14 protein-coding genes are annotated in these 20,264 nt (G+C 44.8%); 10 read left to right on the plus strand and 4 right to left on the minus strand.

Going from position 1 to position 20,264, the window contains the following annotated elements; translation table 11 throughout:
• Positions 1-51: 51 nt before the first annotated feature.
• Positions 52-909, minus strand: a complete 858-nt coding sequence (locus AC59JT_RS01330) for a transglutaminase family protein (protein WP_497395352.1) — start codon at positions 907-909, stop codon at positions 52-54.
• Positions 910-951: 42 nt separating this feature from the next.
• Between AC59JT_RS01330 and AC59JT_RS01335 the strand changes: the two genes are divergently transcribed.
• Positions 952-1,737 (plus strand): O-methyltransferase, encoded by a 786-nt coding sequence (locus AC59JT_RS01335; RefSeq protein ID WP_497395354.1) that lies wholly within the window; start codon positions 952-954, stop codon positions 1,735-1,737.
• 4 nt (positions 1,738-1,741) lie between these two features.
• On the opposite strand, the gene AC59JT_RS01340 is transcribed toward AC59JT_RS01335, so the two are convergent.
• The 3 genes from AC59JT_RS01340 to AC59JT_RS01350 form a co-directional block, all read right to left on the minus strand.
• Entirely contained in the window at positions 1,742-2,884 is a 1,143-nt protein-coding gene (locus AC59JT_RS01340; protein ID WP_497395356.1) for a BamA/TamA family outer membrane protein, read from the minus strand.
• 277 nt (positions 2,885-3,161) lie between these two features.
• Positions 3,162-5,627 carry a TonB-dependent receptor gene (locus AC59JT_RS01345; protein WP_497395358.1) on the minus strand — a complete coding sequence of 822 codons (2,466 nt, stop codon included), beginning with the start codon at positions 5,625-5,627 and terminating at the stop codon, positions 3,162-3,164.
• Positions 5,628-5,797: 170 nt separating this feature from the next.
• A complete protein-coding gene (locus AC59JT_RS01350) occupies positions 5,798-6,562 on the minus strand; it encodes a DUF4382 domain-containing protein (protein ID WP_497395360.1) in 765 nt (254 codons plus the stop codon).
• A 997-nt stretch (positions 6,563-7,559) separates the two neighbouring features.
• Between AC59JT_RS01350 and AC59JT_RS01355 the strand changes: the two genes are divergently transcribed.
• From AC59JT_RS01355 to AC59JT_RS01395, 9 genes are all read left to right on the plus strand, one after another.
• Positions 7,560-8,540, plus strand: a complete 981-nt coding sequence (locus tag AC59JT_RS01355) for a deoxyhypusine synthase family protein (RefSeq protein ID WP_497395362.1) — start codon at positions 7,560-7,562, stop codon at positions 8,538-8,540.
• A 240-nt stretch (positions 8,541-8,780) separates the two neighbouring features.
• Positions 8,781-10,055 (plus strand): c-type cytochrome, encoded by a 1,275-nt coding sequence (locus tag AC59JT_RS01360; protein ID WP_497395364.1) that lies wholly within the window; start codon positions 8,781-8,783, stop codon positions 10,053-10,055.
• 46 nt (positions 10,056-10,101) lie between these two features.
• Positions 10,102-13,173, plus strand: coding sequence for a TAT-variant-translocated molybdopterin oxidoreductase (locus tag AC59JT_RS01365; RefSeq protein WP_497395366.1), 3,072 nt, complete (start codon positions 10,102-10,104; stop codon positions 13,171-13,173).
• Positions 13,174-13,194: 21 nt separating this feature from the next.
• A complete protein-coding gene (gene nrfD, locus AC59JT_RS01370) occupies positions 13,195-14,670 on the plus strand; it encodes an NrfD/PsrC family molybdoenzyme membrane anchor subunit (RefSeq protein ID WP_497395368.1) in 1,476 nt (491 codons plus the stop codon).
• A 1-nt stretch (position 14,671) separates the two neighbouring features.
• On the plus strand, positions 14,672-15,208 hold the full coding sequence (locus tag AC59JT_RS01375; protein WP_497395369.1) for a DUF3341 domain-containing protein: 537 nt from the start codon (positions 14,672-14,674) through the stop codon (positions 15,206-15,208).
• Entirely contained in the window at positions 15,192-15,782 is a 591-nt protein-coding gene (locus tag AC59JT_RS01380; protein ID WP_497395371.1) for a c-type cytochrome, read from the plus strand. Before AC59JT_RS01375 ends, AC59JT_RS01380 begins: the two co-directional genes overlap by 17 nt.
• 13 nt (positions 15,783-15,795) lie before the next feature.
• A complete protein-coding gene (locus tag AC59JT_RS01385; RefSeq protein WP_497395373.1) occupies positions 15,796-17,064 on the plus strand; it encodes a quinol:cytochrome C oxidoreductase in 1,269 nt (422 codons plus the stop codon).
• A 50-nt stretch (positions 17,065-17,114) separates the two neighbouring features.
• Complete coding sequence (locus tag AC59JT_RS01390; protein WP_497395375.1) at positions 17,115-18,302, plus strand: cytochrome c oxidase subunit II; 1,188 nt, start codon at positions 17,115-17,117, stop codon at positions 18,300-18,302.
• An 8-nt stretch (positions 18,303-18,310) separates the two neighbouring features.
• Positions 18,311-20,194, plus strand: coding sequence for a cytochrome c oxidase subunit I (locus tag AC59JT_RS01395; RefSeq protein ID WP_497395376.1), 1,884 nt, complete (start codon positions 18,311-18,313; stop codon positions 20,192-20,194).
• Positions 20,195-20,264 lie beyond the last annotated feature (70 nt).

Here is a 20,264-nt window from a genome sequence, read left to right on the forward strand (position 1 = left end):
TGCTAAATAACTGGGATGTAAGCCCTGATAATTGGGATGAATGTATTAACCTTAATTTAACAGGCCCAGCAGTTCCTGCAATTCGGCTACCTTTTCTGCCGATCCTAAATGCTCGTACGAGCTGATGAGATTGCGGAGTACACGTTTGATGATCTCGGTATTTGAGCAGGGTTCGTAAAACTGCTTATCGTAACTCAGGTTAAGCTGTTTCAAAAACATATCTACATCTCTTCTGCCGAAGATAAAGCCCTTATTAAAGGCATTAATATAAAACAAGATGCCGTTTTCAAACTCGCTCTGCTGGCTTTCGTCAACATACGCCAATATAAAGTGCTGCGGAAGATTTACGCCATGCACCGGTATATCCAGCTTTTGCGCTATTACCGAGTAGATGATGGCCAGCAGTATCTGGTTGCCCTTCTTGGTTTCAAGCACCTGGTTAAGGTAACTGTTTTGTGGATCCTGGTGATTAGTGGTGTTGCCGCTAAAACCATGGATGTTGTAAAATACGTGATTGATGAGTTTTACCTGCTCCACCGGGCTGGCATCGTTCATCATTTGTATCCATATGTCGCGCTTTATGGTTTCAATTTTGTTGATGATCTTTTGCTCGTCAAGGTCGGGATATTGGTAGCGGTTGATGATGAGTATGCCTTGTAACAGATCGAAGGCCCCGCTTTGATGCCATAGCTGCAGGTCGGTTTTTACAATACCGAACTGGATCTCGTGCACCAGGTTGGCAATACGCTCCTGTTGCACAGCATCAAAAGCCTGTTCAAAGGCGTTTTCTAAATGTTCGATAGCTTCGCTGCCATACGACAACAATTTTTGGTGTACGTGGTTATATATCTCCTGATCGGGATCGTCAAGAAGGCGAATTAATGAGTTAACTTCTGCGAGATTTATCATACCGTTAAGCTAAAATACTAAACGTTTATATAATTTTACAACATGTTTAATTTAAGGTTCGCTAAGGACTACCTTTTATACCGCTTAAAAGCCAAAACACGCCATGGCCTGCATTCGCCATTTGTATACCGTTTAGTTGATGAAGTTATTTACGATTTTCATGCCAAAAAAGTATACGAAGAAATAGAAAATATCCGCCGGCAACTGCTTTCTGACGATCGGATGATCATCATTACCGATCTGGGTGCCGGTTCGCACGTTAATAATGATCGCCGCAAACGCGTTGGCGACATTGCCAAAAACGCCCTCAAACCGCCGCGCCTGGCCCAGCTACTACACCGCCTGGCTGCCGATTTTAAGCCCGCCAGCATTATTGAACTGGGTACCTGCCTGGGCACCACCACAGTTTACCTTCAAACAGCTGCCCCGCAAGCCAAAGTTTACACCCTGGAAGGTTGCCCCGAAACAGCCAGCATAGCCAAAGAAACCTTCGCAAAGGCCGGTTTAAAGGATATCGAACTCATCACCGGTAATTTTGACAATACCCTGCCCGGCGTAATTGAAAAGCTGGATAAGCTGGACTTTGTTTTTGTTGATGGTAATCACCAGAAGGACGCCACGCTGAAATACTTTGAATGGTGTCTGCCCAAAGTACACGAAAACACCCTCCTCATTTTTGATGATATCTACTGGAGCGAGGGTATGAAGGAAGCCTGGGCGCAGATCAAAGCTCACCCGCAGGTAACTGCCACGGTAGATCTGTTTTGGATAGGGTTGGTGTTCTTCAAACCCGGACAGGCTAAGGAAGATTTTATGATCAAAATTTGATCGCTTAAAAAGCCTGTCCTAAGCCCACATACAGCCCGCTTTCCCGCTTTTCGCTGCTTGGTTTTTGACCCATGCCGTAATCAATACGGATGCTTAGGCCTTTTTCGATATCAAAGAAATAACGCAGGCCACCGCCATAGTTTGGTTTTAGTTGAGCGAAGCTGAATGAGCTGTCGAATACCTCGCCGGTGCCTGCAAAACCTACAATTCCAAAGCGGTCGGTAAAACGATAACGCAGTTCTGTTTGGGCAGCCAGCAGGTTACGGTCGCGGTACCGGCCGCGGTAATAGCCGCGCATCATCTCGTCGCTGCCTAATTGAGGCAGCAGGTAAAATGGCGAACGGCCGCCTGTTAAACTCTGCGCCTGGGCATCTAAGCCCAATACTAACTTTTTGCTGATGGATATGAACTGCGAATAACTAACGTTCATCAGGCCGCCGGTGTAACTGTTGTTACCGAATATGCCCTGCATCAACTGGTACTGGGCATTGAATAATATGCCCTTGGTAGTATAGGTGTTGTTGTTACGATCGTCGAATATCAGGCTGGGGCCAAGGTACACCAGGCCGCCGCCATTGGGGTTTTCAATAGCGGGCGATGTGCTGAATACGCCGCCTGCTGCCTCATCTCGGTAGGTATAGTTATAGGCGCCGGTGCTTATACCCAGGTACAGGTTTTTGGCTACCAGTTTTTCGGCTTCTATGGCAAATTTGTAACGTTTTTCGGCTACGATGTCCTCGTCGGCTTTTCGAGTTTGGTTGCCGATGCCGTAAAAGTTGGCGGGAAAGTTTATAAAGTTAAGCGTAACGGTATAGTGATACTTATTTTGCGGCGACCAGCGATTGGTACTCAGGTTAAAGCGGTTTTGCCCCTTTACAGTTATGGTCGCGTACGCATAAATGTTTGATACGCGGGTTTCGGCGTGCAGGGTATCGGTATAGAATGAATAGAGGCCGGCACCACCTACTTCAAGGCCGGTTTCGGGGGCCGAAGCGAGCACAGGCAGCAACACAAAACTACTATGCTTACTGCTATCGCGCCCGAAGTACATTTTGCGGATGAATTTTGGGAGGATACTTTGCCCCAGCGCGGGTGCGGCGGCTATGCTTAACAAGGTAATAATTACAATAGCCGGCAACTTTTTCATGGCAGAGGTTTGTTTGCCTAAGATAAGTTAAAGCCGCCGCACTCTGATATATCAGCGTAAATTTTACACATGCCAAATTATATTTGTAGCGGACTATGCGTAGCACGCTACGCTGCTACACCTGGTGTAGCATGCTACAGTGTTGATTATTAACTGTTAATTTTTTAGTTGGACGCGATTTTTGTAGCGGGTGCTACACATGCCAAATTATTGGGAGGTGGCGTTACAAACACCTACCCATGTTAAGCACTCGTTACAAACGAGCGCAAGTTATTACTTAAAACTCCTTATCGCCAAACTCGCTGCCTGGCAGTTTTGATTTGCCGGTTAGTTTATTGAGGTTGAAGCTGAGGTTCAGTAAAAACACATCAGTTTCATAAATATAGTTGGTAGTGGTGTAAAAATCGGCGCCGTGGGTGGTTATGCGCTGGCGGTTTGCCTGGTTCATGCCCAGGTCCATATTTTGCCATTGCAGGGTGGCAGCCATGCGGCCGTTCATGAAGGTTTTCTTTAGTGCAGTGTTCGGTACCAGGAAGCGCGAATCCTCACCCTGTACTGTAGGGCGGCGCGACAAGTAGTTTACATTGGCCTGCAAATTCCAGGTGTCACCCAGTTTAAAGGTGGCATTGGTGTTAAACGAATATGCCCAGCTTGAATTGCCGGCATACGATGTTACGCCCACAATTTTAAGATTTCCGTTTATATTGTAATTGTAAACGTTGCCGCCAAGGTAAAGGGTAAACCACTTGGTTGGCTGTAGGTTGGTGCCTACTTCCAGCCCTATAGATCGGGCCCTGTCGGCATTGGTGAAAACACGGTTTAAAATAGTATCAGCATACACACTGTTAACGCGTTGTATAGGGTTTTTTATGTTTTGATAATACAGTGTTGCAAAAAACGAACCTTTACCAGGGTTGCGGATCAGGCCTAGTTCGGCCAGGTCAACAAATTCGGGAAGTAGGTCGGGGTCGCCTTGTTCCAGGGTTTCCGAGTGTTCGCGCTCGGGGATAGGGTTTAGCTCGAAATTGGTGGTGCGCTGCACCCGTTTACTATAGCCCGCTTTGGCCTGCCAGCCTTCTTTAATGGTGTACAATAGGTTAATAGAAGGAAACAGGTTTGACAGATCAAGCTGATGCGGCTTAGAATCATATGATAAGTTTACCGTACGTGTGGCATACTCATAACGCAAACCTGCCACATAGCTTAACTTTCCCCAACTGGCTGAGTATTGCGAATAAACCGAATTGATCTGATTTTTTGCTTTGGCGCTGCCGCGAAAACGGGCCGCATCGGGCTGCGAAGTAGCCGGGTTAACAAAGTAATCAAACTGGCCCTCCTGTGTATCATACCTAAATTGGTAACCGCTTTCCAGTTTGCCTGTGCCTAGTTTAACAGCATGGTCCAATTTAAAGCGGTAGCCGTTTATTGGGTTTTTGTAGGGATTATATACGTATTGAATAGTGTCGGCAACGTTTGGGTATTTAAGGTTACGGTTTTTGGTATCGCCGTACAGGTTAGCATGTTCGTACAGTGCCGAAGCCGTTAGCGTAGAACCATCGTTAAAGGTGTGCGTATAATCTAAATTACCCAGCGTGAACGATCCTTGTTTGCTTTGCAGGTTTGAGTTAAAGTAGGTAGTGCTTTTTATGGGCGCTCCGGTAGTAAGGTTGGCCGTGGTATTGTTATACAAAATATCCGCCAGGCGCGATTGAAACCTTTGGCCCGCAAATAAACCTGCAGAAAATGTATTATGCCCATCTGCCGTATAGTTCACCGAAAACCTGCCTGCATAATTATATTTATCAAAACTACGTTCGCCGTTCGAGGGAAAGCGGGTGATGGTATTATTGGCGAAATTTTTAGTATAAACATCGCCCTCGCGATAGCCGGCAACATCGGCGCGCAGATAATTACCTCCGGCAGATATATCCCATTTGCCGCTGCGGTAGTTTAACAGTACATCTCCGCCAAAACGTTTTGGTTTTTCTTTGTTACCATGATCGCCGGTGCTGGGCAGGCCGTATTGGGCGTTGGCGGTTAGGGTAAAGCCATCATTGATACCTTTTTTTGTGGTGATGTTGATGATGCCGCCCTTGCCATCAGGATCGTACTTGGCCGATGGCGAGGTAATGAGCTCTATATTTTGCAGGCTGTTGGCAGGTAGCTGGCTTAATACAGTTTGCGCGTCGGTTAAAACAGGTTTGCCGTTAATGAGCACCAAAAAGCCCGAAGAGCCACGCACGCTTATTCCCCCTTCGGCATTAACAGAAACAGATGGCAGATTTTTCAACACATCAATAGCCGTACCGCCACGGGCGCTTTCAAACTGTGCGGCCCGGTAGGTTTGCTTATCAATTTTATTGCTTATGGCATCGGTACGCTGGCCGCTTATGTTAACCTGATTTAGCTGTTGCTGCGCGGGGGTGAGGTTTAGGGCGCGCAGGTCTACCGGGGCATCAGTTAATGTTATGGGTTTAAAGCTGTTTTGATAACCTATAAAAGCTATTTTAAGCACATAATTACCCGCGGGTATTTTAGCAAAAGCGAAGGAACCATTGGCCTTGGCCAAAGTACCGGCAACAACGGCGGAGTCTGTAGCTTTTAACAAAACCACGCTGGCATATTCAACCGCTTGTTGGCTTTGCGCGTCAATCACACTGCCTTTAAGGCTTGCAGTTTGTGCAAAGGCCGATGTGGCTGTAATTAATATGCTCAGTAAGGTTAGTTGTACAGGTTTTAGCATAGCGTATATGGTTTCGGCGGCTAAAATAAGGCGTGTGGTTATATCGCTTGTCTCAAAGTGTAGTTTATACTTATTATAATTTAGGGGGAGGGAGGGGCTTTTAAAAAAAACAGCGATGGCCTGTATTAAAAACCATCGCTGCCTAGCGTATATTATATAATAGAGCAGTATTACTGCGTAATTGCTACGGTACCCATATCGGTAACAGCACCGTTATTTACCGTTACGTTGGTAATAATTTTGGCGGCATAAGGGCTAAGCGGTATAAAATTTACATGGTAGCTGCCGGCAGTAAGGCCCGGGAAGTAGTATTTGCCATTGGCATCGGTCACGCTGCCCACGGTATCGGTACCCATAATGGCGTATACTTTTGGTGCCGAAGCGGCAGGGGTAACTACGCCTGTAAGTGCACCCGAAGCTGCGGTGGCAAATGCCCTGATAACCGGTTTTAAAATGTATTTACCATTACCGGTTAACACGATAGATTGCGCGGCATCAAAATCAAGATGCATGGTATAGGCCAGGCCGGCGGTAAAGGTTTCGTTCACTTTTAGTTTAACGCCTGATGTTTGTCCGCTAGGGGTGGTCAGGTCGTATGATACACCGCCTACAACCACCCGGTTGCCGGTGCTGTTTAATACCAGGCGCACTTGTTGTATGGTGCCTGCCGGGATATCGGTATCGGCCAGTACGGTATCACGACCGGCGCGGAAACGCAGGATATCAATAGGGCCGCCATTAACGTCGAGCGTCTGTTCGCCTTTATCGGTAACTATTACTACACTTTTAACGCTTAAAATAACGGCATTGAACGCGCCGGGGGCATCGGTCATTTTAACGGTTACGTGGGCGGTATTGCCTTTGTTGGCATTATCCTTTTTACAAGCAAATAGGGTAAGGGAAAGGGCCGTGACTAATAAAAATAACTTTTTCATAATGTATTTGTGTTGTTTGATGGCATAAACACAACAACCTTACCGCACCCGCCAATGTACCGACGAATGCATATTATGTATCGATGAATGAAAGATATTGGGTGTTTTGGGGAAGATGAGGGGGAGAGGATGTTTTGTTTTGCCGGCGGTGGTGTATGGTTTTTGGGTGGGGACGTGCCAATTAACGTAGGAGCTCTTTAATTTTAAAAACTATACCAAATCAATAAAACAAACACAACGGAAGCTGCACAACATATGCAAAACTCTATCAAGAAGATTCGCCACACAGAAAAGGTTTGTTTGAGTATTTTTTTAGTGATAAAGTTAAGCAAAGCCGTTATAATTAGCGTGCATAACACAAAAATCAGGTCGACAAGCAGCCTGATAGCACTGTAGGATAGTGTATGTTGTTTAATGTGTTTCACTTGTTTTTCTCCCCCTAAAAAGAAAGCGCTTACAAAAAGGGTGCAAAATATAATAATACCGCAGTACACAACATTAAGGAATATTACAATAGCAGGAACGCGTTTGGTTGTTGGTGTCATTGTTTAGGATCTAGGATAAAAATAAGGATTAGAACTGTAGTTGCAAACGTAGGGCAAGGAAGGATTTAGTTGTACCCGCATTAGGGATAGGAGCGAATACCGGCCTTGAGCCTAATGCCTGTCCGAAGACCCCTTCGGCGCATGCGTATAAGCGGATGGCCCGGGCCGCAGGCAATGCTGTAATTATCTGACGTAGATTACTCACCCCGACATCGGCACACTTGTCGATCCTCTCTTCGCGTTCCGCGGAAAGAGGGTAATGCGGGATGCTTTTATTTTCTCCAGTCAGTCCAACCCTCTTTCTGCCAAAGTCGAAGAGAGGGTGGTGCAGCGAAGCGTAAACCGGGTGAGTTATCGCCATGCGACAAACCCTATCGAAAACTTAACACCACAAAACTTACCACTCCTTAAAAATTTCCCTACTTTTGCCCCTTCATTATAATTGTATAAAAATGAGCACTACAAAAGGACCTGTTTCCCAGTTTATTGAGAAAAACTACCTGCACTTTAATGCTGCAGCTTTGATGGACGCGGCTAAAGGCTATGAAACCCACTTGTTGGAAGGCGGAAAAATGATGGTTACGCTGGCCGGTGCCATGAGCACTGCCGAGCTGGGCATTTCGCTGGCCGAGATGATTCGCCAGGATAAAATTGCCATCATATCATGCACAGGGGCTAACCTGGAAGAGGATATTATGAACCTGGTGGCGCACTCGCATTACAAGCGTGTGCCTAATTATAGGGATCTTAGTCCGCAGGATGAGTGGGATTTGTTGGAGAATCATTATAACCGTGTTACCGATACTTGTATACCAGAGGAAGAGGCTTTCCGCCGTTTACAAAAACATATTCATAAAATATGGAAAGATGCGGATGATGCCGGCGAGCGTTATTTTCCGCATGAGTTTATGTACAAAATGCTGTTAAGCGGCGATCTGGAGCAATATTATGAGATAGACCCGAAAAACTCATGGATGCTGGCGGCTGCCGAAAAGAATTTACCGATTGTGGTGCCGGGTTGGGAAGACTCGACTATGGGTAACATCTTCGCGTCGTACGTTATAAAAAACGAGATAAAAGCTACCACCATGAAAAGTGGTATTGAGTATATGGCCTGGCTGGCCGATTGGTATGTGAAAAACTCATCGGGCAAGGGCATAGGTTTCTTTCAGATTGGTGGTGGTATTGCCGGCGATTTCCCGATTTGTGTAGTGCCGATGTTGTACCAGGATATGGAGATGGAAGAGATCCCTTTCTGGAGCTATTTCTGCCAGATATCCGACTCGACAACCTCGTACGGATCATACTCGGGCGCGGTGCCGAACGAGAAAATTACCTGGGGTAAATTAGACATACATACACCTAAATTTATTGTGGAAAGTGATGCCACCATAGTGGCCCCGCTGATATTTGCATGGCTATTAGGCCAGTAACAAATTTAAAAAGCGCCCGCAAGGGCGCTTTTTGTTTATGGCAAATATTATAATGAATGGTTGCCGATTTTGTAATTATTTCAAACTATTTAGAATAATTATAAATTAGTTATTCGTGTCATTTCTTTGTCAGCCATTGTGTAATAAATTATACTTTTGTGGCTGAAAAATTAGGCAGCAACGCTGTTTTCTGCCCTTTTCGTACACTAATAAAATAACTATTTAGCACAATACAACTTTATGAGAAGCATCTCATTGATTTTTAAACAATTCTCAAAATCGGTTTTACTGCTTGCATGTATGTCTGTTTGGGGATTTTCTGCTAATGCGCAAGGCGACCCTGCCAAAGGCGAGGCTTTGTTTAAATCCAACGCTTGCGGTGGCTGTCACAAAATCGATAAACGTTCTACCGGTCCGGCCCTTGGTCAGATCATGGAAGAGGAAACCGATGTGAAATGGTTAACGCACTGGATCCAGAACAACCCGTCGTTAATTGCGGCTAAAGACGCTAAAGCGTTAAAGATCTACAACGAGTATAACCAGGCGGGCATGCCTCCATTCCCGGGTTTATCTGATGGTGACGTTGGTGACATTATTGCTTACGTAAAAGCTGAGAACACGAAAATAAAAGAAGCAGCAGCCAAAGCTACTCCTGCTGCCGGTGCCGCCGGTGCAGCAGCAGCTGATCAAGGCCCGAGCAACATCGTTGTTTACGGTTTGTTCGCAGTTATTCTTTTAGCGTTCATCATCATTTTAGTGTTGAACCGTGTTATTGCTACTTTAGAGCGCTTGTTGCTTAAAAAAGGTACCATAGTTATTGAGGAAGAAGAAGGCGAGAAAGTTGACAAACTGGCTACGCTGAAAAAAATAGCTAAAAACAAAAAACTGGTATTTTTTATACAGCTTTGCGGTACGGTTGCTACTGTTAGCTGGACCTGGGTTACCCTTTGGAACACTAACGTACACACAGGTTACCAACCGGTACAACCTATCAAATACTCGCACGAGTTGCACGCGGGCATCATGAAAATTGAGTGCCAGTACTGCCACACCGGCGCGTTCAAATCTAAAAACGCTACTATACCATCATTAAACGTTTGTATGAACTGCCACAAAACGGTTAAAACCGAGTCGCCGGAAATACACAAAATTTATGATGCGTTGGGTTTTGATGCTGAAAAACAAACTTACGACAGCACCAAGGCTAAGCCTATACAATGGATACGCGTACACAACCTGCCTGACCTGGCTTACTTTAACCACTCGCAACACGTAAAAGTGGGCGGTATTAAATGCCAAACCTGCCACGGCCCGGTTGAAACCATGAAAGAGGTTTACCAATATGGCCCGCTTACCATGAAATGGTGTATACAGTGCCACAAACGTACCGACGTTAACATGAAAGGTAACGCTTACTACGAGAAAATGGTTGCCGTTCACGAGATGATCAAAAAAGGTGAAAAAGTGAGCGTGGCTGCCATGGGCGGTATCGAGTGCGGTAAATGCCACTATTAATATTTAGAAGAATACAACTTAGCATACGGTTTATATAATAGCTTAAATGGATAGCAATAAAAAATACTGGAAAGGTTTAGAAGAACTAAACAGAACACCAGAGTTTGTTGAGAAAAATAAACACGAGTTCGCGGAGCCTATTCCTATCGAGGATGTATTGACAGGAGATGGCTTGTTGGGTAAAACCCCTCGTCGCGACTTTTTGAAAGCGGTAGGTTTTGGTGTAGGTGCTGTTACTTTGGCTGCTTGCCAAAAAGTACCGGTAAACAAATCAATACCTTATTTAATAAAACCCGAAGAGATCACGCCGGGTGTAGCTAACTACTACTCATCATCATACGAGGGCCAGGCAATTTTGGTTAAAACCCGCGAGGGCCGACCAATTAAAGTTGAAGGTAACCCTAATGATATATTTACCAAAGGTGGTACCAGCGCGCAGGCACAGGCATCAGTTTTGGATCTGTATGATGTAAACCGCTTTAAAGCACCGATGAAAGACGGTAGCGAAATGGAGTGGAGCGATATTGACGATCACGTTAAATTGCAACTGGCTATGGCTATTGATGCGGGCACCAAGATCCGTATCGTGTCATCAACCGTATACAGCCCGTCTACTCAAGCCGTTATTGCCGAGTTTATTGCTGCTTATCCAAACACCAAACACGTACAGTATGATGCCGTATCATACACCGGTATCATCCAGGCTAATCAAAACAGCTTTGGTAAAGCCGCTTTACCACGCTACAACTTTGACAAGGCTGACGTTATTGTAAGCTTTGGCGCCGATTTCCTGGGTACCTGGATCTCTGGCGAAGAGTTTACCCGCCAGTATGTATCAAACCGTAACGCGAAATCGCTGGAAGCGAAAAAAATGTCTCGCCACATACAGTTTGAAAGTGGTATGAGCTTAACCGGTACTAATGCCGATACGCGTATTGCTATTAAAAACTCTGATCAGGGCGCTGCATTGATAAACTTATACAATGCTATTGCAGGCACAACTTTACCGGGTTCTAAAAAACTGGATAATAAAGCTGCCGATAATGCGATCATTTTAGCCGCTAAAGAATTAGTTGCTGCTAAAGGTAAAGCTTTGGTAGTTTGCGGTTCTAACGACGTTGCTACACAGGTATTGGTTAACGCCATCAACTCATTGTTAGGCAGCTACGGTACCACTATTGATATTGACAATGTGTCAAAACAATATGCAGGTAACGATGCCGAGATCAATGAGTTTGTAAACGAGGTTAAACGTAGCGAGATAGCAGCAGTTATCTTCCTGAATGCTAACCCGGTTTATGACCTCCATAACAGCAAAGAATTTGCTAACGCTTTAAGCCGCGTACCATTGCGTATATCATTTAATGATACCATGGACGAGACCACTAAGGCTTGTAACGTAGTAGCGCCAAACCATCACTACCTTGAATCATGGGGTGATGCCAGCGCGGCAGATGGTTACTACACTGTAGTGCAGCCTACCATCAACCCGGTTTACAATACTCGCCAGGCCGAGGAAAGCTTGTTAAACTGGGCAAACAGCACTACTGCATCATACTATACATTTGTTAGAAACAACTGGGATGCCAATATTTTACCACTGGGCGGCTTAACAGGCCAAAAAGGTTGGGAGCAAGTATTGCAAACCGGCTTTGTAAAAGTAGCTGATAAAGCAGCTGCGCCGCGTACTTTCACACTTGACCTTAACGGTGTTGCTCAAACTATTTTAAGCCAGAGCGCTGCATTAAAAGGTGATGGTGCTAAGAAAGTAGAGATACAGGTTTACGAGAACGGAAGCATCCGCGATGGTAAACGTGCCAACAACCCTTGGTTGCAGGAATTGCCTGACGGTGTATCAAAAGTAACCTGGGATAACTATGCTGCCGCATCTTACAATGACCTTAAGAAATGGGGTTTAGAGCAAGGCGACGTAATTAACATTGACTTAAATAACTACTCAATTGCTTTACCCGTGTTATTGCAACCCGGCCAGGCTGAAGGAACCATATCAGTAGCATTAGGTTACGGCCGTACAGAAGGTGGCCCGGTAGCTAAAGGAACAGGTAAAAACGCTTTCCCTTTCCTGAGCTTACGCAACGGTACGGTACAAACTACCGGCGTAGCTTTAATATCGCCAACAGGTGATAATATTGAGCTGGCACAAACACAAACTCACCACTCATACGAAGGCCGCAGCGTTATTCGCGAAGCTACTTTTGCAGAGTATAAGAAAAACCCTGCTGCCGGCAGCGGTAAAGAAGAAAAACACAAAGAGTACGAATCTTTGTGGAACGAGCATGAGCGCCCTGTTTATGACTGGGTAATGGCTATCGACTTAAATGCTTGTACAGGTTGCGGCGCCTGCGTGGTAGCTTGTCATGCCGAGAATAACGTACCTGTTGTTGGTCGTGACGAGGTTCGCCGTCGTCGTGATATGCACTGGTTGCGTATTGACCGTTACTATAGCTTTGAGCAAAACGGTGAAGCCAAAGGCGACCCGGAAACAGGTATGGTTACCAAAGAGAAAGAAATTGCACACCTGCAAGACTTTAGCAACGTAACCGTAGTACACCAGCCAATGCTTTGCCAGCACTGTGACCACGCGCCTTGCGAAACTGTTTGTCCGGTATTAGCTACCGTTCACTCATCAGAAGGTTTGAACCACATGGCTTACAACCGTTGCGTTGGTACCCGTTACTGCGCTAACAACTGTCCGTACAAAGTTCGTCGCTTCAACTGGTTTAACTACTGGAACGACTCACGTTTTGATAACTACCTGAACAACGAGCATACACAATTAGTATTGAACCCTGACGTAACTACCCGTTTCCGTGGTGTTATGGAGAAATGTTCAATGTGTATCCAACGTATACAGGCAGGTAAACTGAAAGCTAAAATTGAGAAACGCCCATTGAAAGACGGCGAGATCAAAATGGCTTGCGAGCAAACCTGTTCAGCTAACGCCATAATCTTCGGTAACCGTAATGATCCTAACTCGGCAGTGTCAAAAGCATTAGCGAGCGAAAGAACCTACTACGTATTGGAAGAATTGAACGTACAACCGGGTATTGGTTACCAGGTTAAGGTTAGAAACGTAAACGAAACAACTGAAGCTTAATTTATTACAACACTATAATATATGTCACATCATAGTGAATCAATAATAAGAGAACCGTTAATTACGGGAAAGGACATCACCTACGCTCAGATAACGAACGAGGTGTTGGCTCCTGTTGAAAATATGCCAAACAAAGCCTGGTGGATTGGCTTTACTGTATCATCATTGGGCGCTTTGCTTTGGGTGTTCGCGGTAAGCTGGACCTTCTGGTTCGGTATAGGCTCATGGGGCTTAAATAAAACTGTAGGCTGGGCATGGGATATCACCGGTTTCGTGTGGTGGGTAGGTATCGGTCACGCCGGTACGCTGATCTCGGCGGTATTATTACTGTTCCGTCAAAAATGGCGTAACTCTATTAACCGTTCTGCCGAGGCGATGACCATCTTCGCGGTAATCTGCGCCGCTACATACATTGTAGCACACATGGGTCGCCCGTGGATGGCAGTTTACTCATTACCATTACCAAACCAGTACGGCTCATTATGGGTTAACTTTAACTCGCCGCTGATCTGGGACGTATTCGCGATCTCGACTTACTTCTCGGTATCATTAGTATTCTGGTACACCGGTTTATTGCCTGACATCGCTACCATCCGCGACCGTGCGCAAGGCTTACGCCGCCGTATCTATTCTATCCTTTCATTCGGATGGACAGGTTCAGTAAAAACCTGGCAGCGTTTTGAAACCGTATCATTAATATTAGCAGGTATATCAACCCCACTGGTACTTTCGGTACACACCATCGTATCAATGGACTTTGCGACATCGTTAGAGCCGGGATGGCACACTACCATCTTCCCGCCATACTTCGTTGCGGGTGCTATCTTCTCTGGTTTCGCCATGGTGCAAACCCTGTTGCTGGTAACACGTAAGGTTTTAGGTTTAGAAAACTATATCACCATGTTCCACATCGAATCAATGAACAAGATCATCATCTTGACCGGTTCGATAGTAGGTGTGGCTTATATCACCGAGTTCTTTATCGCATGGTACTCGGGCGTTGAGTACGAGCAATACGCTTTCATTAACCGTGCTACCGGTCCGTACTGGTGGGCATACTGGAGCATGATGAGCTGTAACGTAATCAGCCCGCAGCTGTTCTGGTTCAAAAAACTACGTACCAACATTGCCTTCTCATGGGTACTGTCAATCGTAGTGAACATCGGTATGTGGTTTGAGCGTTTCGTAATTATCGTTACTTCATTACACCGTGACTACATCCCATCAAGCTGGGCCATGTTTTACCCAACCTGGATAGACGTGAGCGTATTCATCGGTTCAATAGGTGTATTCTTTACCTTGTTCCTGTTGTTCCTTCGTGTATTGCCATCTATCGCGATAGCTGAGGTTAAATTGTTACTGAAAGAGCAAAGCGAGCAGGCTAAGAAAAAATTAATTGCCGAAGGCCACTTAGATCAATCACATGTTGATTTCTACGTAGAGTCATTAGAGAAATATGATAGTGTTGATTTAAACGATTATCAAAGAGTAAAATAACATGAGCAGCACAAAATATATATTAGGCCTTTTTGATGATCCCGATGATATGATGCACGGGATTGACAAACTACAAAAAAATAGTGTTCCGATCTATGACGTGTATACGCCAATGCCAATACACGGTATTGAAGCCAAGTTAGGCGTTAAAGATTCGCGTTTAGGTTACGCGGCGTTCATGTTCGGTTGCTTGGGTGGTACTACCATTTTCAGCTTAGTGTACTACTTTTTGGTACGCGACTGGCCGATGAACATTGGTGGTAAACCGTTTTTCGCGGTGCCGGATTTTATCCCGGTTACTTTTGAATGGACCGTATTGTTTACCGCTTTTGGTATGACGTTTACTTTCTTTTACGCAACGCACCTGTTCCCGGGCCGTGCACCACGTGTGATGGACCTGCGTGCAACTGATGACCGTTTTGTTATCGCAATTGATGCTAAAGGAAACATCCCTCATGAGGATATCACTAATTTATTAAAAGAAGCGGGAGCTGTAGAAATAAAGCATAACGACAGAAAATATGTTAGCTATGAATAAATTTAGAATATTGGGTTTAGCGGTTGTTGGTATCGCTGCATCGATGGTTATTACCTCATGCAAGGATAAAAGAAGCACCGGTTGGGAATATGCCCCCAATATGTATAGACACATTGCTTATGATCCGGATCAGGCAAATCCGAACTTTAAAGATGGTAAAACCGCGCAGGTGCCACCTGCAGGTACTACGCCAATTGGCTTCACCCGTTTTGATTTCCCTGCCTCACGTGCAGGATATGACGCGGCAGGTGTAGCTGGCGCAGTAGTTAACCCACTGCCATTAACCGCGGCTAACCTTGAAGATGGTAAAAAACTATACACCACGTTTTGCTCGCCATGCCATGGTGCTAATGGTGCAGGCGATGGTGAAGTTACCAAACATGGTTTCGGCCCGCCGCCGGCTTACAACACCGGCGCATCATCACGTGGTGGTACTATGAAAGAACTTAACGATGGTAAAATATACCACACCATTACTTATGGTGTAAACGCAATGGGCTCATACGCATCGCAACTTGATCCTCAGGAGCGTTGGAAAGTAGTTCAGTATGTTCACCATTTACAAACTTTATAAGAATTAAAATTTAATGAAGACTCATAATAGTTTTGACGGACAATTTGAAATTCCTAGCAAAGCAAAAACCTACAGCTTAGCTGCTATAGCTGTTGGTGTTATTGTTGTTGCCATCGGATTTTTAACAAACCAGGGTGAACGTACCTTCGCAAATTTGTTGCTGATGGCGTACTACTTTACCTGTGTTTGCTTAGCAGGTTTATTCTTCTGCGCAGTGCAATATGTTGCACAAGCCGGTTGGTCGGCTTCATTGCTGCGCGTGCCACAGGCTTTTATTAAAGTGATACCTATTGCTGCTACTATATTAGTAGTTATCGCGGTAGCAGGTTTAGCGTTACAACACGAAACAACAAACCACCACGGCGAGGTAGTACATGCGCCTTACTTATATAAAGTATGGGCAGCACATGGTCTTAGCGATCCTAAGAGCGAGCATTACGATGCTATCATTGCAGGTAAATCATCGTTCTTGAACGTGCCTTTCTTTATCGGTCGTTTAGTAATATTCCTGGGTGTATATGCCATTTTTGGTTACTACCTGGTTAAATACTCATTGAATGAGGACGAGATAGGTGGCATGTTTAACTACGAGAGAAGCTTTAAAGCTGCTTGTATATTCCTGGTTATTTTTGGTTTCACCACACCGATCTTCGCTTTCGACGTGATCATGTCACTGGATGCGCATTGGTTCTCGACCTTGTTTGGCTGGTATAACTTTGCTGCCATGTGGGTAAGCGGTTTAGCGGTAATGACGTTGATCATTATCACTGTGCGCAAGTGGGGTTACTTAAGCTGGATCACCCAGGATCACCTGCACAACTTAGGCCAGTTAATGTTCGGTTTCTCAATTTTCTGGACCTACCTTTGGTTTGCCCAGTTCTTGCTGATCTACTACGCTAACTTACCTGAAGAGGTTGTTTACTACTACAAAAGATGGGAGCCCGAGTTTAAACCATGGTTTTGGTTTAACATCGTGATCAACTTCCTTGCACCACTATTATTGTTAATGATGCGCGATAGCAAACGTGTAACCGGCGTGTTAAAAGTTGTATGTATCATTTTGATCGTAGGCCACTGGTTAGATTATTTTATGATGATCATGCCGGGTACTGTAGGCCCTACCTCACACTGGTATACTGAGATTGGCTGGTTAGAAGCTGGTGTATTTGTAGGCTTTGCAGGTTTATTTACCTTCCTGGCGTTTAACGCTTTAAGCAAATTTAAATCGCTTATCCCGGTTAAACACCCGTTCCTGCAGGAGAGCTTACATCATCACATATAATAATTGTTAAATTTGCAACCAAACTAAAGAATACCAAATACAATAATACAATGGGATTCAAACGATTAATAGATTCTAAAAAATTGCTTTCACTGTTATCTGCGATGATGCTTTTCGGCACCAACGTGGTAATGGCTGAAGCAGCATCAACTGCCGCCGGCGCCGAAAAACCGGGCGTTAACTGGTTAAGCGTAAGCTATTACTTAGCGCTGTTTTTCCTGGTATGCATATCAGTAGCAGTTATAGGTAAAATTTTAAGGGTGTATGACCTGAGCCAGCAAATTCAAGGCAAAAAAGGCATCAACTGGAATACCCTGATGGGCGTAATGTGTATCCTGTTCCTGGTAGCAGGTATGATAGGCGCTTACTGGGAGTTTGCAGTACAAGGTGCTATGATATTGCCTGATTCGGCATCGGTACATGGCGAGAAGATAGACAGCATGTTCTGGACTACCACCACCCTTACCATGATCGTGTTTGTGGTTACCCAGATATTATTATTTGTATTCCTGTTTATCTACAGATATAACAAAAAACGCAGAGCTTACTTCTTACCGCATAACAACACTATCGAGAAAGTTTGGACAATTGCTCCGGCTATCGTGCTAACCGTGTTGGTAATATTTGGTTTCTTTACCTGGCGCCAGGTAACCGATAGCACGGATGCTAAAGGTGAAAAAGCGTCAATCGACGTAGATATTACCGGTCACCAGTTTGCATGGGATCTGCGCTACCCGGGTGCCGATGGTAAATTAGGTAATAAAAACTACCGTTTAGTTACCGGTACAAATAAATTGGGTATCAACTATCAAGACAAAAACAGCTTTGACGATTTGGCTGCTGATACCATGTATCTGCCGGTTAACAAATCAGTGCGTTTAAACATATTAGCTCAGGACGTTATACACTCTGTATATATGCCTCACTTCCGTGTACAGCTTAACGCGGTACCGGGCTTGCCAACCTACTTCAAATTTATACCTAAGTATACTACCGAAGAGATGCGCAAAAAAATGGATGACCCTACATTTGAGTATACCGTTTATTGCAACAAAATTTGCGGAGCTAACCACTTCAACATGCAAAAAGTGGTACGCGTAGTATCCGAAGGAGAGTACAACAAATGGGTGAGCCAGCAAAAACCTTATTTAACCCCTGCATTGCGCACGGAGTTAAAATTAGCCGAAGCCGGTACCACTAATAATTCAGATAACAAAAGGTTAGCATTAAATAATTAATTCGCCATATGTCAACAGTAGCAGTTCACGATCACGGAGTAGGACATCACGAAGAGGGTCACGAGCATCATCACGATACTTTCCTGACTAAATACGTATTTAGCCAGGATCACAAAATGATTGCCAAGCAATTCCTGATCACAGGTATTACCATGGCTTTCATCGCCATGATTTTATCTATCCTTTTCAGGATACAATTAGCATACCCTGATCATGCATTCCCTTTGTTGGAAACATTATTAGGCCGTTTCGCGCCGGAAGGTCGTTTAAACCCGGATTTCTATCTGTCATTAGTTACTATTCACGGTACCATCATGGTATTCTTTGTATTAACTGCAGGTTTGAGCGGTACATTTAGTAACTTATTAATTCCATTACAGGTTGGTGCGCGTGATATGGCTTCGCCATTCATGAACATGTTATCATACTGGTTCTTCTTTTTGGCCAGCGTTATCATGTTGTCATCATTCTTTGTACAAAAAGGCCCTGCCAGCGGTGGCTGGACAATCTACCCGCCACTATCTGCCGTTCCGGAAACTATGCCGGGCTCGGGTATGGGTATGACTTTATGGCTGATCAGTATGGTATTATTCGTAGCATCATCATTAATGGGTGGTATCAACTACGTTAGTACTATATTAAACATGCGTACTAAAGGTATGGACCTTTGGAAAATGCCTTTAACTATCTGGGCTTTCTTCCTGACCGCCATCTTAGGTGTATTAGCGTTCCCGGTATTGGTTGCAGGTGTTGTATTATTAATATTCGACCGTTCATTCGGTACCAGCTTCTATTTGTCTGATATCGTAGTTAACGGTAAAGTAATGCCTTTTGAAGGTGGTAGCCCAATCCTGTTCCAACACTTGTTCTGGTTCCTGGGTCACCCTGAGGTATATATCGTAATTATGCCGGCGATGGGTATCTCTTCCGAGATCATGTCGGTAAACTCACGTAAACCGATCTTCGGTTACCACGCGATGGTTTATTCATTGATCGGTATCACCGTATTATCGTTTATCGTATGGGGTCACCACATGTTTGTTACGGGTATGAACCCGTTCCTGGGCGGTGTGTTCATGATCACTACATTGATCATCGCGGTACCATCAGCAGTAAAAACATTTAACTGGCTGGCCACGGTATGGCGCGGTAACATCAGGTTTACGCCTGCTATGTTATTTGCTATCGGTATGGTGTCGTTCTTCATCTCTGGTGGTTTAACCGGTATATTCCTGGGTAACGCTGCTTTAGATATCAACTTACACGATACTTATTTCGTTGTTGCTCACTTCCACCTGGTAATGGGCTCGGCGGCTATATTTGGTATGTTGGCCGGTGTTTATCACTGGTTCCCTAAAATGTTCGGCCGTTTAATGGACGAGAAATTAGGTTACCTGCACTTCTGGTTAACTTTCATCGGTGCTTACCTGGTATTCTTCCCAATGCACTTTATGGGCTTGGATGGTGTGCCACGTCGTTACTACGCGTTCACCGAGTTTGCTTCAATGCAACGTTGGTTATCAGTAAACATGTTTGTTACCTGGGCGGCGATTATTTCGGCCTTAGCTCAAGTAGCTTTCGCATATAACTTCATTACTTCAATTTTCTGGGGTAAAGAAGCGCCTCAAAATCCTTGGGAATCAAATACACTGGAGTGGACTACTCCTGTTGAACGTATACACGGTAACTGGCCGGGCGAAATTCCATCAGTTTACCGTTGGCCATATGATTACAGCAAGCCTGGTGCCGAGCACGATTTTATATCGCAGATCACACCTTTGTCTGAAACCATGAGCTCAAACTTGCCGCACGATTTTGAAGATAATCCTGCTGCGTTAGAGGAGCTGGCCAAATGGAAGAGCGCAAACCAAGCTAACGAAGAAGTAAAGTAATTTACTTTAGCAGCTGATATTTTTAGGGTACTCCTTTAATTTGAAGATTTGAAAATGAAGTAATTTGAAA

Source organism: Mucilaginibacter sp. A3364 (genome assembly GCF_059690715.1).

Bases quoted from the DNA above. Each gene is read 5' to 3' on its own strand.
- AC59JT_RS01330 (WP_497395352.1), bottom strand. From the start codon at position 909: ATGATAAATCTCGCAGAAGTTAACTCATTAATTCGCCTTCTTGACGAT.
- AC59JT_RS01335 (WP_497395354.1), top strand. From the start codon at position 952: ATGTTTAATTTAAGGTTCGCTAAGGACTACCTTTTATACCGCTTAAAA.
- AC59JT_RS01340 (WP_497395356.1), bottom strand. From the start codon at position 2,884: ATGAAAAAGTTGCCGGCTATTGTAATTATTACCTTGTTAAGCATAGCC.
- AC59JT_RS01345 (WP_497395358.1), bottom strand. From the start codon at position 5,627: ATGCTAAAACCTGTACAACTAACCTTACTGAGCATATTAATTACAGCC.
- AC59JT_RS01350 (WP_497395360.1), bottom strand. From the start codon at position 6,562: ATGAAAAAGTTATTTTTATTAGTCACGGCCCTTTCCCTTACCCTATTT.
- AC59JT_RS01355 (WP_497395362.1), top strand. From the start codon at position 7,560: ATGAGCACTACAAAAGGACCTGTTTCCCAGTTTATTGAGAAAAACTAC.
- AC59JT_RS01360 (WP_497395364.1), top strand. From the start codon at position 8,781: ATGAGAAGCATCTCATTGATTTTTAAACAATTCTCAAAATCGGTTTTA.
- AC59JT_RS01365 (WP_497395366.1), top strand. From the start codon at position 10,102: ATGGATAGCAATAAAAAATACTGGAAAGGTTTAGAAGAACTAAACAGA.
- nrfD (WP_497395368.1), top strand. From the start codon at position 13,195: ATGTCACATCATAGTGAATCAATAATAAGAGAACCGTTAATTACGGGA.
- AC59JT_RS01375 (WP_497395369.1), top strand. From the start codon at position 14,672: ATGAGCAGCACAAAATATATATTAGGCCTTTTTGATGATCCCGATGAT.
- AC59JT_RS01380 (WP_497395371.1), top strand. From the start codon at position 15,192: ATGTTAGCTATGAATAAATTTAGAATATTGGGTTTAGCGGTTGTTGGT.
- AC59JT_RS01385 (WP_497395373.1), top strand. From the start codon at position 15,796: ATGAAGACTCATAATAGTTTTGACGGACAATTTGAAATTCCTAGCAAA.
- AC59JT_RS01390 (WP_497395375.1), top strand. From the start codon at position 17,115: ATGGGATTCAAACGATTAATAGATTCTAAAAAATTGCTTTCACTGTTA.
- AC59JT_RS01395 (WP_497395376.1), top strand. From the start codon at position 18,311: ATGTCAACAGTAGCAGTTCACGATCACGGAGTAGGACATCACGAAGAG.